The organism is Paenibacillus sp. FSL K6-0108, from assembly GCF_045040695.1.
Classification (GTDB): domain Bacteria; phylum Bacillota; class Bacilli; order Paenibacillales; family Paenibacillaceae; genus Paenibacillus; species Paenibacillus pabuli_B.
The window spans coordinates 4,292,332-4,306,176 of record NZ_CP150288.1; the positions used below are offsets into that span (position 1 = coordinate 4,292,332).

General features: G+C 47.9%; 10 protein-coding genes. 1 reads left to right on the forward strand and 9 read right to left on the reverse strand.

Annotated elements, in window-relative coordinates:
* Nucleotides 1-107: 107 nt before the first annotated feature.
* Nucleotides 108-1,025, reverse strand: coding sequence for an ArsR/SmtB family transcription factor (locus MHB49_RS19295; protein ID WP_405152612.1), 918 nt, complete (start codon nt 1,023-1,025; stop codon nt 108-110).
* Between the two features lie 164 nt (nt 1,026-1,189).
* Here MHB49_RS19295 and MHB49_RS19300 point away from each other — a divergent pair, with 164 nt between their 5' ends.
* On the forward strand, nt 1,190-2,683 hold the full coding sequence (locus MHB49_RS19300) for an alpha-N-arabinofuranosidase (protein WP_405157187.1): 1,494 nt from the start codon (nt 1,190-1,192) through the stop codon (nt 2,681-2,683).
* Nucleotides 2,684-3,040: 357 nt separating this feature from the next.
* Here MHB49_RS19300 and MHB49_RS19305 read toward each other — a convergent pair whose 3' ends face one another.
* The 8 genes from MHB49_RS19305 to MHB49_RS19340 form a co-directional block, all read right to left on the reverse strand.
* Nucleotides 3,041-3,796 carry a class I SAM-dependent methyltransferase gene (locus MHB49_RS19305; RefSeq protein WP_405152613.1) on the reverse strand — a complete coding sequence of 252 codons (756 nt, stop codon included), beginning with the start codon at nt 3,794-3,796 and terminating at the stop codon, nt 3,041-3,043.
* 20 nt (nt 3,797-3,816) lie between these two features.
* Nucleotides 3,817-6,102, reverse strand: a complete 2,286-nt coding sequence (locus MHB49_RS19310; protein ID WP_405152614.1) for a DEAD/DEAH box helicase — start codon at nt 6,100-6,102, stop codon at nt 3,817-3,819.
* A 184-nt stretch (nt 6,103-6,286) separates the two neighbouring features.
* Nucleotides 6,287-8,587, reverse strand: coding sequence for a stalk domain-containing protein (locus MHB49_RS19315; RefSeq protein ID WP_405152615.1), 2,301 nt, complete (start codon nt 8,585-8,587; stop codon nt 6,287-6,289).
* A 438-nt stretch (nt 8,588-9,025) separates the two neighbouring features.
* The gene (locus MHB49_RS19320; RefSeq protein ID WP_405152616.1) at nt 9,026-9,748 is read right to left on the reverse strand and encodes a GntR family transcriptional regulator; all 723 of its coding nucleotides are present in this window, start codon (nt 9,746-9,748) and stop codon (nt 9,026-9,028) included.
* 9 nt (nt 9,749-9,757) lie between these two features.
* The gene (locus tag MHB49_RS19325) at nt 9,758-10,771 is read right to left on the reverse strand and encodes a sugar kinase (RefSeq protein ID WP_405152617.1); all 1,014 of its coding nucleotides are present in this window, start codon (nt 10,769-10,771) and stop codon (nt 9,758-9,760) included.
* Nucleotides 10,764-11,519 carry a KDGP aldolase family protein gene (locus MHB49_RS19330; RefSeq protein ID WP_405152618.1) on the reverse strand — a complete coding sequence of 252 codons (756 nt, stop codon included), beginning with the start codon at nt 11,517-11,519 and terminating at the stop codon, nt 10,764-10,766. The genes MHB49_RS19325 and MHB49_RS19330 overlap by 8 nt, the downstream gene beginning before the upstream one ends.
* Nucleotides 11,516-12,625: a DgaE family pyridoxal phosphate-dependent ammonia lyase gene (locus MHB49_RS19335; protein WP_405152619.1), complete on the reverse strand. Its 1,110-nt coding sequence runs from the start codon at nt 12,623-12,625 to the stop codon at nt 11,516-11,518. The genes MHB49_RS19330 and MHB49_RS19335 overlap by 4 nt, the downstream gene beginning before the upstream one ends.
* Nucleotides 12,603-13,652 carry an amidohydrolase/deacetylase family metallohydrolase gene (locus MHB49_RS19340; RefSeq protein ID WP_405157188.1) on the reverse strand — a complete coding sequence of 350 codons (1,050 nt, stop codon included), beginning with the start codon at nt 13,650-13,652 and terminating at the stop codon, nt 12,603-12,605. The genes MHB49_RS19335 and MHB49_RS19340 overlap by 23 nt, the downstream gene beginning before the upstream one ends.
* Between the last annotated feature and the right edge of the window lie 193 nt (nt 13,653-13,845).

A 13,845-nucleotide genomic window follows, 5' to 3' on the forward strand; every position in this document is an offset into this window, starting at 1 on the left:
ACTCATACATGTATCAGCCAAAACAGGAATTATTAAAGTTATACACCTTTGTATCAAAAGCAATTGAAGAAGGTCTACCCTCCAGCTGATACATTTTCCGATCTGATTTATAACAGAGCACCCTCGTAATAGTACCGAATCAAAATGTCCTGGTCGTAGTTCCCGAATCCCTTTCCAAACAGCGTAAGTCCACCCCGGCCGGGTACCCCTTCTTCAGGACTTAATTGAATGGTCCAATACGTTGCGGCTTGGAGATCCAGATCGTGAATGCGGACATCCGAGATGCGCTGACCGTCGATAAAGGTACCTTCTGCATTGATACGAAGCACTTTCAGTACGCCGTACTGGTTCACGTCGGAATGCCACCATTGCGGTGTCAGTTTACCCTTGCGGTCGCCAAAATCACCAGGGCTTGTCCACGTTCCGAGGTGATGGCCATTAAGGACAAAACGGATGTCCGAAGGCCAGTTCTCATTGACTTGCGGAGCCTCCGATCCAAGCTCCAGTGAAATTTCAATTTCACGCAGTACCTGATCTTTGTACAGATAATTAGGTATCTTATATTCGAGAAAACCTCGTGCCAACCAGAGTATGCCTGCATTCACCCGGTCCGGGTCCATGAAGCATGCGGGTGTGTCATATTGTCCAATCATTTGGGTCGTCGTTGCAATCCCGCATGTCGGCCACGCTTCGTAATCCGTATACTGTCCAACCGGAATGGATACCTCATGGTATGGGACATCGAGCGGTTCAGGTGACAGATTGATGAGCATGAACTCTTGCTGAATAAAACAATATTTATATGTGCCACCGTTCTCCCGCTTCATTCGGCTGCCTACAATTCCGGCCTTTTGCAGCTTGCTCACATGGGTACTTACGATGGCTTTACTCAAATAAAGCTCCTTGGCAAGCGCATTAATGTGCATTTCTCTGTTTAACAGCAATAACCGAACAATATTTAACCGCGCTTCGCTTGCCAGCGCCTCATAAATGACTAGCGAAGATGCATCTGTGCTAAGCATCATCAATCTCACTCTCCTTATCTTGAATTCGCTATTTTGCGAACTATACAAAACAAACTTGCTCCTATAGTTGCATAATGATACATATCAACTAACAAATCAACGAATTGATTTTGCTATTTGGCGAATTCAATCCTATGGAGGTTTTCATTTTGCTTACATCCAAAATGCTTATTGATAAAGATTTTCAGGTAGCCGAAGTCGATCCACGTCTGTATGGCTCCTTCGTTGAACATTTGGGACGTGCTGTCTATGGCGGTATTTATGACCCTGGTCATCCCACGGCGAATGAACAAGGTTTCCGCCAAGACGCCATCGAAGCCATCAAAGCGCTGAATGTGCCCATTATCCGTTATCCAGGTGGAAATTTCGTATCCGGTTACAATTGGGAAGATGGTGTAGGACCGGTAGCAGAGCGGAAACGCAGACTTGAGCTGGCCTGGTGGACCATTGAAACCAATGCGGTTGGCACCAACGAATTCGCGGATTGGGCCAAGCTGGTCGGAACCGAGGTTATGATGGCGGTCAATCTCGGTACCCGAGGCATTGATGCGGCAAGAAACCTGGTGGAATACTGCAACCATCCTTCGGGCACCTATTGGAGTGATTTGCGAATTTCCCATGGGTATAAAGAGCCTCACAAATTCAAAACGTGGTGCCTTGGTAACAAAATGGATGGACCTTGGCAGATTGGTGCAATGACCGCGCATGAGTACGGCAGCATTGCGAATGAAACGGCGAAGGCGATGAAATGGGTTGATCCGAATATTGAACTTGTAGCGTGCGGCAGTTCCAGCCGGGGCATGAGCACGTTTGCAGAGTGGGAAGCGACTGTTCTCGACCTGTCCTATGAAAATGTGGATTACTTGTCCTTGCATGCTTACTATAACAATAACAATGACAACACATATAATTTCCTGGCTACATCGCTGGATTTGGACCAATTCATTGACAGTGTGGCATCGATCTGTGACTATGTGCAAGCCAAGAAACGCAGCAAAAAGAAATTGATGCTGTCCCTTGACGAATGGAATGTCTGGAAGTCCATTGGCACAAGCCGAGCTGAAGAGCGCTGGCAGATTGCACCGCCTGAATTCGAAGATGTATACACACATGAAGATGCCCTGGCGGTAGGCTGTTACGTGATTACACTCCTTAAACATGCAGACCGTGTGAAGATGGCCTGCCTTGCACAGTTAATCAATGTCATTGCGCCAATCATGACAGAGAACAACGGAGCGATCTGGTTCCAAACGACCTATTTCCCGTTCATGCATGCATCCAACTTCGGTCGCGGTACTGTGCTTCAGTCGGTCGTATCTTCGCCGAAGTATGATTCCAAAGACTTTACGGACGTACCTTACCTTGAAGCCATCAGTGTGCATGATGAAGAAAACGGCATGATCACCATCTTTGCGGTGAACAGACATCTGGAAGAACAGATGGAGCTTCAAGTGGATCTTCGTTCTTTCGGGGAAACTACATTCATTGAGCATATCGTGCTGGAGAACGACGATCTAAAGGCCATCAATACCAAAGCGAACCCGCATAACGTTGTTCCGCACAACGGAGGACATACCAAGGTTGATCAGGGTAACGTACAAGCTGTGCTGAACAAAGCTTCGTGGAACGTTATTCGTCTGAAAACCAAGCAGGCATAATGGAAATAGGTTTAAAGGGATTTTTCTGTGTACGGGGAGCTGCCTTGATATGCCGAATATCTGGATAGCGGGATGCTGTAGAAGTTTATTTAAGCCCTCAAAATTTGAATAAATAATGAAAAGGCCGCTTATCCATTCAAAGATAAGCGGCTTTGTTCTGTTCCGGTAATCATATGCTCTATTCACGAGATCAGAAGCTGAATGCCATTTACATGAATTGATGCATATTCATCACTACTCACGTCAGTCATAGCTATGCTTAGCTGGGTTGTTTCCACCAGCATGGAGAGTGACTCAAATTCCACAAACATACCCAGCTATAGCTTGAGCCGAATAGCTGGGTAACATTTTGAAGAACTATACTTCTCCCCAAAAAATCTCAGTCTCATAATCGAATTCAACAATCCCATCTTGATTATTCCTATTGAATAGATTCCGCAGTTCTTTCATCATGGGATCATAATTTGCATGACCGGGTGCAGGGCTGTAGGAAGAGGAAAGCAACCGGCCTTTCAAGCCCTCAAAATCGAACTGCTGACTCATTCTGACTCGCATTTCATGCATTGAACCTTCCTTGAAAAAAGAGAGCAGCATCGTCTGAGAAATATTTTTATGATTGACTTTTTCGTAGTCGGTTCCGTAAGTATGAAGCAGTTGATTGTACTCTTCACGAAACGGAGTACCGTTTGTAAGACGTGAGTTCCAGATGAGTATTACTCTCCCACCTGGCCGTAGAATTCTGCGGAACTCGATTTGGGCTGCGGAACGATCAAACCAGTGAAATGCCTGTGCGCAGACAATAAACTCAACCGACTGATCAGGTAATCCAGTAGATTCTGCAGAACCTGATGTACTCTGAAATTTCGGATTACTTTCCAACATTTGCTCGGCGGCTTCCCGCATTGCCTGATTTGGCTCGACCGCGATCACATAGCTTCCGCGTTCCAGAAGCAGCTTTGAGATGATCCCAGTACCTGAACCGATGTCTGCTATGTTACTGTTCGCACGTAAACCGATGACGTCGTACAAATAGTCAATAGCCTCTTTTGGATAACTCGGGCGGTATTTTAAATACGAATCGACCCGGCTCGTAAACCGTTCTCTATTGTTCATCGATCCTCACGCTCCCATCACTATTTTGACATCCTGTATACTGGCCTCAGTAACAGCTTCAAAATCTTACTGCCCCAAAAAGCAAATACCGTCGTACCGGTCCAGGAGCTTCGCTTATTCTGGCTGTATTGATCGTTGATCATATAAGTCCGAGTCGAAATAGGACTCTTCAGACCGAACTCTTCCCATTTCGCCGGATCATTCGAACCTCCAAGTTTTCTAAGCATGTTCGCCGACTCATGATCTATTTTAGCCGAAATTTGCTCGAATGCTTGGGTAATTTGCGTATGAAACTCGTCGATCGGGTTTCGACTGGTAATGCTCTCGAGATGGATGCTTTCGCGAATATAAGAAACGTATGCCAGATGGTCTGCCCAGAACTCGTCGATATAAAAAAGCCGTACCCGCTGCTCCGATGGGCTCATCTTCCTCTCGCCTTTCAATATTTTGAGCCGTTCCTCGTATAAAATTCGCCTCTGATCCTCCACCATATCCGAATAACAGTTCAATTCCCGCTGAATATCGAAGTTTTGGCCTATAATAACGCGCTGAATATGCTCGATTTTGCTGCGGAGCGCCGGATCATCAAGAACCTCGTCCTGCCTGGGAGCGCGAAACAGTTTATGAATGCCGTAGCGAAGCATCAACTCGTCTTCCAGGCTTATATAAAATACGGAAGCTCCCGGGTCGCCTTGGCGCCCGGAACGCCCGCGCAGCTGATTATCAATCCGCATACTCTCGTTCACATGTGTACCTATCACGTATAATCCGCCCAGCTCGGCAACCACTTCTGCCTGAGCAGGATTACCGCCCCCGAGACGAATGTCGACGCCGCGCCCTGCCATATTCGTAGATACCGTTACGGCCCCGATTTCTCCCGCTTTAGCGATGATTTCGGCTTCTTTTGCATCGTTTTTCGCATTCAAAACCTGGCAAGGTACCCCCGCACCCGCCAGCGCCTCCGCCAGCATGTCAGACTCCTCGACGCTTGACGTACCAATGAGAATGGGGCGCCCACCCCTATGGACAGAAGAGATTTCTTGTACAAGCGCCTTATATTTGGCTTCTTTATGAGTGTAAATCCGGTGCTGGTGGTCGATCCGCATATTTGGCTGGTTCGGCGGAATTTGCACGACCTGCAGCGCATAGATATCCTCGAATTCCATTGCTGAAGCGTGCGCTGTAGCCGTCATTCCGCAAATTCCCGAATACAGGCTAATGAAGTGTTGAATGGTGATCGTACCGAGAATTCTACCACCAGCCTTCCACTGCAACCCTTCTTTCGCCACCAGGGCAGCTTGCAGCCCGTCCGGCAAATACCTGTTCTCGGCCACACGGCCGGTATGTTCTTCGATTAGTTCAACTTCACCGTGCCGGACGATGTAATCGACGTCTTTTTTTAATAACGATTCCACATGCAGCGCACAATTCAATGACGTTAACAAATGGCTATTATGGCTATCGTACAAATTACCGCATCCCAGCAGCAACTCCGCTTTTGCAGCACCCGCATCATTCAAGTAAACGTTCCGCTGGAACTCGTCAAAATCGTAATGCTCTGCTGGCTGCAGCTGCCGGGCCACTTCTGCGAAAAGAATGCCGTCACTCTTGGAAGCACTCGTAACGCCACTAATGACTAGCGGCACCCGCGCTTCATCAAGTAGCAGCGAATCCGCTTCGTCGACGATTACGTAGTGGAAAGGGCGGTGTACGGTGTCAGCTTCATCTAATGCGATTGTGTCACGCAAATAATCGAACCCTGCTTCTTTAGCCGTAACATAGGTTATGTCCTTGGCGTACGCTTCCCGTTTTTCGAGCAAACTCATGCCCGCTTGAACCGAGCTTACCGTTAACCCGAGAAAGCGGTAGATCGGACCCATCCACTCTGCATCTCGATTTGCCAAGTAGTCGTTAAATGTGAGCACATGAACGCCTTTGCCGGTCAATGCGTTTAGATAAGCAGGCATAACAGCAGAGAGTGTTTTTCCTTCACCGGTATGCTGTTCGATCAAAAATCTTTCGTGCAAAGCAATAGCAGCCATAATCTGGACATCGTAAGGATGTAATCCGAGTGTTCTCTTTGCAGCTTCGCAGACTAACGCATAAGCATCAACAAGCAGCTCATCCAAAGAAGTGCCTGATCTTGCCTCATTTTGCAGCCGAAGGGATTCCGCTTGCAGCCGCTGATTGTCCCAAGCTTCCAAACTCCGTGTCCTGATAAGCTCCACTTTGTCTCGATAATCTTTCAACAAACGCCGGGTATCGCGCTCCTTGAATTCACGCATCAACTTGACGACTACATTCATCGGAATTTGATTCCTCCTCCGTAGAAATAAGTGGTTCTATCTCGGCTTTTTAAGCGGTATCCATTCCGTATGTCCTCATATTGCCCCATGATAAGAAAAGACTCCATATGGAGTCCCTTCTTTCGATCATTAACACACCAGCCAAATCATTTGTTCCCGCTCTAGCTTATGTGAACCAACTTCATCACTTCTCCGATGGGAGCGGTGTAAAGAGTAGATTCACCGGCAGGTTGCTTCCTGGCGCAGCAGAGAAAAGAATTGTTACACTCTCTCCATATGCCCCTGTGCGGTAAAGAACGCTTTGTTCACTTGAATTGCTAACAGCAACGTTACCATCGGCAATGGATACAACCTGATTGTTTACTAGAGCCACTCCTGAGTACTTCCCTCCACGAGGGTTAAATGAGATTAAAGTACGCGGAGCCACATTGTTCAGCGTGATTTTGTACAATACGCCAAAATTACCCGCGTTGGATGCGTCTGTGTAAGCCATTGGATCTGTTCCAGCCAGATTGGGATCGCTTGCGTTATCACCCAGTGGCAGACGAGCTGGTTGGGCTCCCACTAGCTGATCATACGTAATGATACGAGTCGCATTCGGGTACGTTCCACGGTTGTGCACACCGTCACGATCAAGCACAGGAAGCATTGGTAAAGTCTCAAACGGATCTTTATTTTCTTCGACGAGGATAACGTTATAGTCAAGGGTATAATCACTATAAGCATCCGAATAGAGTGAGATCACTTGTCCTTCTTTGATCGGAGTTTTATTTAGTTCGGTCAAAATCAGCTTGCTTTCTCCAGGTTGAATAACCTCTTTCTTTTGATCCGCCCGGGTCTGAATTGACTTGAACCATTTATCAATCGACAATTTCCCAGCTACGGTAGCATAAGGCGTAGGTCCTGCAAAGCCCATATTTTGTTGTTCGAATACTGCCGGATTAGGGTTGTTATTGGTTACAATCACATACATTTTTACTCTTTTGCCTGTATTGTTCACATGATGAATCATGAAACGGGTCTGCCCTGAAGATGATTCTTTATATACGATGCCTTCCGTATTAACCGTTTCCGGACTGTTGCTGCGGATCAGCAGACTTGGTTCATCCGTGTACGTATAAGGCACTTTTTCCATGGCAGTCACTTCGCCACCGTTAAACGTAAATTTCTGTCCTACCGGCGTGAAGAGTAAATTGAAATCGGAAAATGAATATAATGTCTCATTGGTTATGGTTATGACTTTGGAGTACGTGTTCGTAGCGCCATGGTTGTCAGTAACAGTAAGTGTCACCGTTTTGGGTCCGGGTTCAAAGAAGGCCAGCGAATTATTTTCCCACACCGTTTTGGCAATGCTGTTTTCATCATCAGTACTCTGGTCGATATACGTTATTTTTTCGCCCATTTTATACTGTTCCTTGTCTGTGGTGAACATGGCGACAGGAGGAAGATTAGGACTCAGAATTTGAATCGTAATCGAATAAGGATCGCTCCATTGCCCGCTTGAATCCTGTACTTGATATGAAATCGTATATGTACCTGCTTGATCAAACGATTCCTGACGACCTGTCCAGCGTTCGTCAACAATCTTCAGTCCATTTGGAGAAACGTAAGAAGTTATATAGTCCACCTTATCGCCCGCAAAAATTTCCTTTTGGGAAACCACAAAGCTTGCAACGGGTTTAGTATTTAGATTCAGCACAACCGTTTTAGCGGACTGATTCACTTTATAAGTGATGTTCAGAGCTTGCGTAATGGAAGTTAACGGCACCATAAACGTATTTTTTTGCTGATATGCAGGGCCCTTCATCGTTCTGGACTCTCCATTCACGGTATAGGCCGTACTGTTGGTTTTGAACCTTAGCTCATTATCACCACTAATGATGATGGTTTCTTTGGTTGTGTTATCGTATTTGACTCCGTATCCCACACGATCCACCAGTGCGCGGATCGCAACATAGGATACACCGTTTTTTACAGTCATCGGCTGTCCAGCAAGATACGTTTTCCCATCCTGCTCCATTTTGTTGCTATTCATGTACAACGTCAGATTACCGCCTGCTGCTACCGTAGAATTCCCACCAATGGATGGTTGCTCTATTTGAGCAGGCGTCACTTGCGTTTCAACATCCTCAGTCGTTCCTTCCTTACTCGTAGATCCCATATTAGTTTCATTTGTAGTCGTCTCTCCCCCATCTAAGGCGGGTTTCTCGATATCTGTTTTAGGTGTTGCCTCAGTGCCTGTCAAAGTTCCGGTTTCTTTTCCATTAGTGGATGGATTACTGCTGGATGCGTTACCGCTACCCGTTTTCACTTCACTCTCTGCAATCGGTTGCTCTTTCTTCAGCACCTCAACCGATTCTACTTTTGCCGTCTTTACTGACTCTGTGTCATCTTGCGGGGCTGATTGCGCATTCACAGAACCGACTGCAAATGCTTGTAAAACAGCTAAAGCGGTAAAAATGGACAACTTCTTCTTCAGTTTCATGCTTTGTCTTTGGCTCCTTTTGCTCCCAAGTAATGTTTATCCTATCAAAAAGTCATAGTATTAGACGCAAGACTCAGGTAAAAGTTTCTATTAAAATGTAAATTTTGGAGTTGAGAAGTTTACGGAATTGAAAACGGCATCTTAATTTAAACTTTATATCCCAAAAAGAATTGCTGGACATGGGAATGTTTGAACTTATCTATACCTAGCCAACGAACAGAGCACCCCATAAGTAAGCAATCCTGAGGAGGTTCGTGCCTTCTGCCATTACAAAAAAAGCAAAACCCACCGATTAAAGCTAAATGCCCTCGGTGGGTTTTTGTATTAACATCAAAAATAACGGTATTCCCACTCGGACATAAGGATAAAGTCCAGAATGGCTGCAGCCTGAAAATACACCTCTGCTCTTCTCACCTCTCCATCACCCTGACGTCAATTTCAAGTGTCGTAATTGACCAGGTAATGATGAAGCTCCGTGTTATAGAAACCGATGCTGTGCTCAATTAATCTGCCTTCCCCGTCGAAGGAGTTACGCAAGCGCTTGAGCACATGCGTCTCCGGGGGGATCTCCAGCAAGTGGCACACTTCCGGAGGTGGCAGCTCTACATAGAAACGGTCCTTGAAGTTCTCCAGCACAATGTCATTCTCCTCGAGAGAGTCGTACAGTGACTGAATTTTTGTAACCATCTCTGCCGTACCTTCCCCGGGCAATGCAGCTGCAGCCAAGTAGTGTATCAAATGAATATAAGGCTGACCATTCAAAATATAGAGCCGTTCAATCCGCTGGCAATACGGTCCGTAGAGGTTATATTCCTCCGTTCCTGCATCATTCGTAATTAACCGGGATGTCAGCAGTTTCTTTTCCAGCTTATGTCCCTCTTCTACGAGCAGCTCCGTAAACCGTTTGCCCTTAGAGAGCTTCTGATGGGAAGTATTGCGCATGACAATCGTTCCGACACCGCTTTTCTTCTGCACATAACCTTCCTGTGACAGCTCTTGGACCGCGCCACGGACCGTCATTTTACTGACGCCAAATTCCTTTTCCAACTGCGGCTCGGAGGGGATGATGCTCCCAAGAGGATATACGCCGTGCAGTATCCGGTCTTTGAGAATTTTCTGGATTTGCTGATATAAAGGACCTTGCTTGCGTTTCAAAGACACCGCTGTTCACTACCTTTCAACATCTAAGGCATGGTCTGACAGCGCCCGAAGCACCTCACCCTCGGTAAAAAGCGCTGTATCGCCTTGAGTGGTATGGGCCAGCATCGCTGCTGCCGCTGCCATATTAACCGTCTGCTGCTGCGGATATCGCTGCAATTCCCCATGAATAACGGCGCTTGCAAAAGCATCGCCGGCACCGATTCGATCATACACCGGGAAGGTCAGCTTTCGAGAAAACAGAAACGTACCTTGATGATAGATATATCCTGTCAGAGAATGCGTATGGTCAACGTTAATCTCTCGGTGGGTTCCCGCTACCGTTCCGATTCCGAAGCGCTTCACCACCTCGGGAATCGCTTGCTTCAACTGTGTTATTCTATCATATTCTCTGGTTCCAATGCCAAGAATATACTGCGCATCCTTCTCATTCATCAGCACCAGGTCAGCAAGTTCCAGCAGTTCCTCATAATGCGGGCGGGCCTTGGCATAGCCATCCGTTCCCCATAACGCAGGACGGTAATTGCAGTCAAAAACAACCTTACCTCCGGCACTTTTCACTTCCGAAGCAAGCCGCTTCATCTGCTTGCGCACATTTTCATTCATAGCCAGCGTAATGCCGCATAGATGAAGAACATCGATTAGTGAGGCAAGAGCCTTCATATCATAATTGCCTGCCTCCGCGGTATTGAAGCTGCTCCCCAATCGGTCTGTGTAAGTGACTCTGCCGGGGCGTGCTCCAAAGCCTTTCTCCAAAAAGTACATCCCCAGCTGCTTGCCTCCCCGGCTAATTAATGAGGTATCTACCCCAAGCTTCCGCAGATAAGCAATAGCCGCTTCACCGACAGGGGTTTCCGGCAAAGTGGTAATAAGAGCACCGGTATGGCCGTATCCAGCCAGTGCTGCCGTTACATTAACCCCGCTGCCGGAAAAAGAATAATCCAGCCTGCTGCTCTGGACCAGAGTTTCATAGCCCGGAACCTGCAGCCGCATCATCACTTCACCAAAAGCCGCAATTCTAGGCATACCGGTCCACCAGCGATTTCATCGTTTCAAGCAATCTGACGACATCCTGGACGTTTGTACTTCCCGTCTGCTGATCAATAATAGATGAATACACATGCGGGATAACCTGCGGTACGCCGGCCTGAAGTGCCATTTCCAGAATAGGTCCGAAGTTATCCAGGTCTATTCCGCCTGTCGGCTCCAATGCAAACCCAGCTTCCCCACAGGCCTTGGCCACCGCACGGTACTCCTCTTCCAGCTTAAGCCCCTGCATCGGATAATATTTGAGCGCATTGCCCCCCATATCACGAACCAGTGCAATAGCGGCCTGAACCGGAACAACGGCATGTGGTGTGGTCCCTGAACTGACGGGGCCGGTTGATATATTTACGTAACCCGGTTGCCCGCACGGGGAGACCAGGCTGTTGATCCAGCTGTCTTTAGCTCCAAGATTGGCACGAGTTGTCCCCACCGCCGGAAATACCTGATTGATGTGAGTTCCAGAATAACTTGCGGCAATCTCAGCTACAACAGCCGCCTGGCGGTTGTCACCTGCTCCGAGTCCGATGGATACGGCATCTTCTATAGCCTGACCGTATTCAGTCATGGCTGCTGCCGCTTCCTCCACCGTAGCATAATTTTTGGACAGTACACCTACCAGCACATAACCCTCCGCAGCTTCGTACACATCCTTCGCATTCCTAATACTGCCAGCCAGTACATTAAGTGCGGCTCTATTCTTATATAGACGCTGCTGGATATTGCTCATTTTTGTTTTCCCCCCACAATTTCACGTACTCTGCTGACAATAACCTGAAGATCATCCCCTTGAAGCGGTCTAGGGTCAATATCAAAATAACCCTGTTTGATACCGTAGTCCCGGGTGTATACAGCAATTACGCCATCACGCAGCTGATCATTAACATTTCTCGCATCCACCCCTGCAACAGAGGGATCAATCTGAATCCGCCCACGGAAAATGGCTCTGCCCGCTTCATCCTGTACGATCCGGACCGAAACTCCAGGAAGCATGGCTAGCGGCTGAAGAGCCTCCAAAGCATTCTTTTCCCGCTCACTGTTATCGGTTTTGTCCTGGTATTCCTCCAAAGCCTGAAGCAGCCCGAAGGTGGTCTCTTTGCCAACCTTCATACTGCGGCCGATTCCGTGGAGTTGTACCTTTAGCCACTCGACATATTTCTTTTTGCCGGCGACAATGCCGGAGGTAGGTCCTTCAATAGCTTTTGATCCGCTGTAAATCGCCAAATCCGAATACTGGACGTATTTGCGTAAATCCTCTTCCGCTGCCGCATCAACAATCAGCGGCACCTCCCTGCGCTGCGCAACCTCCCAGGCCTCTTCCACAGAGATCATGTTCTTCTGCACGGCGTGATGGGACTTGACATAGAGAATGGCTGCAGTGCGTTCACCGATCGCCTGGTCAATATGCTCCTTGCGGCCTTCATTGGCATATCCAACTTCCACCACCTGACCTCCGCCTAGGAATACCATAGTTTCCACCGGTGCACCATACTGCACATTATGGCCCTTCAGCATAATAATCTCATTTTTCAGCACTGGCTCCTGATGAAGGCGAAGGCTGAGGCGCGGGTCTCCAGCGGTCACCATGGCTGATACGGACAGCGCAATGCCGCTGGATGCTGAGTTCACGACTACCGCCCCTTCCGAACCAAGCAGGCGTGCAATATAGTCTCCGGATTTGTCCACAAGATCCGCAATTTCCACATACTGCTGTCCGCCCTGCTTCATCGCCTCCATGACCGAATCCGTTGGTGCGGAAACGCCAAGGATACTCATTCTCCCACTCGCATTAATAACACGTTTCAATCCATATCTAGCTTGTAATGAGTGATCCATTAGTAAAGACTCCTTTGGCTTCAATATAGTACTGCGCTACCCGGATATCGCCTTCCGAGTCCTTAAGCTGTTTCTCTCCTGCTTTTAGGGCAAACAAAGTCAGGTTCGCCTGATGCCCCACCCTAATCTGTCCGAGCTCCGGCTTGCCGAGCCACGCCGCGGCACTGCTTGTAACCGCACGGATGACCTCTTCCAGACTGTAGCCGAGATACAAAAATTTCGTCAGCACATTGGACATGCTGTACACTGGCCCGTTAAGACGGTTGCCCCGGTAAATATCCGTGCTGATGGTATTCAGCGCAATTCCTGCCGTTTTGGCCTGTTCCGCAACCCGGAAGGAGAAGCTCGCTGTGCCATGCCCCACATCCAGATGAACTCCTCGGGCAATGGCATCGAGCAGCCCTTGCAGAGGTGTACCGTCCTCATGAAACAGATTGTTAGACTTGCCGTTAAGATAATGAGTAATTACATCGCCCGGCTGCAACAGCTCCAGCACTTCGGAGATTGAGGGTGGCGCAGAGCCGATATGCACCATAAGTGGAAGCTTTGTTTCTTCCGAAAGTGTACGTGCCAGCAAGAGTGGCTGTATGCCGCTGTCTTTGACAACACTTTGGCTGATACGAGCCTTCAGACCAACGATGAATTCAGGGTAGGACGCTGCCGCCTCCCGGGCCTTAGCCAGATCGATCCATTCCAACTGCGAAAGTTCATCTGTACGTTCAAGCCCTATCCTTGAAATATTCAACAGTGCAAACACCTGTGTATCAGCTTTCAGGCTCGCGGTATACAGATCTCCGATCCGGTCTGCACCACGGCTCCCGGCATCCACCAGTGTCGTTACTCCCTGCTTCACCCCAATTTCGTCTATATCATCGCCATAGGGATGAAGCTCCGGCACAGCATGCACATGCAGATCAATCCATCCGCTGGAGACGTATAACCCGGAACAGTCTAACTCAGTCTCTCCTTCAACCTGGCCTGGCGGTGTAATGGCAGTGATAATTCCGTCCTGAATGGAGATATCCATGATTCGCCCGTCGACAAGCTGCAAATTGCGCAGCACATTCTCTGTTCCCACTCATCCCATCTCCTTCTTTAACCGCGTTATACAGGCAAAATTCAAAAATTGATCAATGACATGAGACCCATACACCCCTATATTTAATAATAAACCTGACGAACTGCTCCATTACAAAGATTATAATGTTATAATGTTTATA

Excerpts from the sequence above, each read along its gene's own strand:
- MHB49_RS19305 (WP_405152613.1), bottom strand. The coding sequence starts at position 3,796 with ATGAACAATAGAGAACGGTTTACGAGCCGGGTCGATTCGTATTTAAAA.
- MHB49_RS19340 (WP_405157188.1), bottom strand. The coding sequence starts at position 13,652 with ATGGATATCTCCATTCAGGACGGAATTATCACTGCCATTACACCGCCA.
- MHB49_RS19315 (WP_405152615.1), bottom strand. The coding sequence starts at position 8,587 with ATGAAACTGAAGAAGAAGTTGTCCATTTTTACCGCTTTAGCTGTTTTA.
- MHB49_RS19330 (WP_405152618.1), bottom strand. The coding sequence starts at position 11,519 with ATGAGCAATATCCAGCAGCGTCTATATAAGAATAGAGCCGCACTTAAT.
- MHB49_RS19300 (WP_405157187.1), top strand. The coding sequence starts at position 1,190 with ATGCTTATTGATAAAGATTTTCAGGTAGCCGAAGTCGATCCACGTCTG.
- MHB49_RS19295 (WP_405152612.1), bottom strand. The coding sequence starts at position 1,025 with ATGATGCTTAGCACAGATGCATCTTCGCTAGTCATTTATGAGGCGCTG.
- MHB49_RS19325 (WP_405152617.1), bottom strand. The coding sequence starts at position 10,771 with ATGCCTAGAATTGCGGCTTTTGGTGAAGTGATGATGCGGCTGCAGGTT.
- MHB49_RS19310 (WP_405152614.1), bottom strand. The coding sequence starts at position 6,102 with ATGAATGTAGTCGTCAAGTTGATGCGTGAATTCAAGGAGCGCGATACC.
- MHB49_RS19335 (WP_405152619.1), bottom strand. The coding sequence starts at position 12,625 with ATGGATCACTCATTACAAGCTAGATATGGATTGAAACGTGTTATTAAT.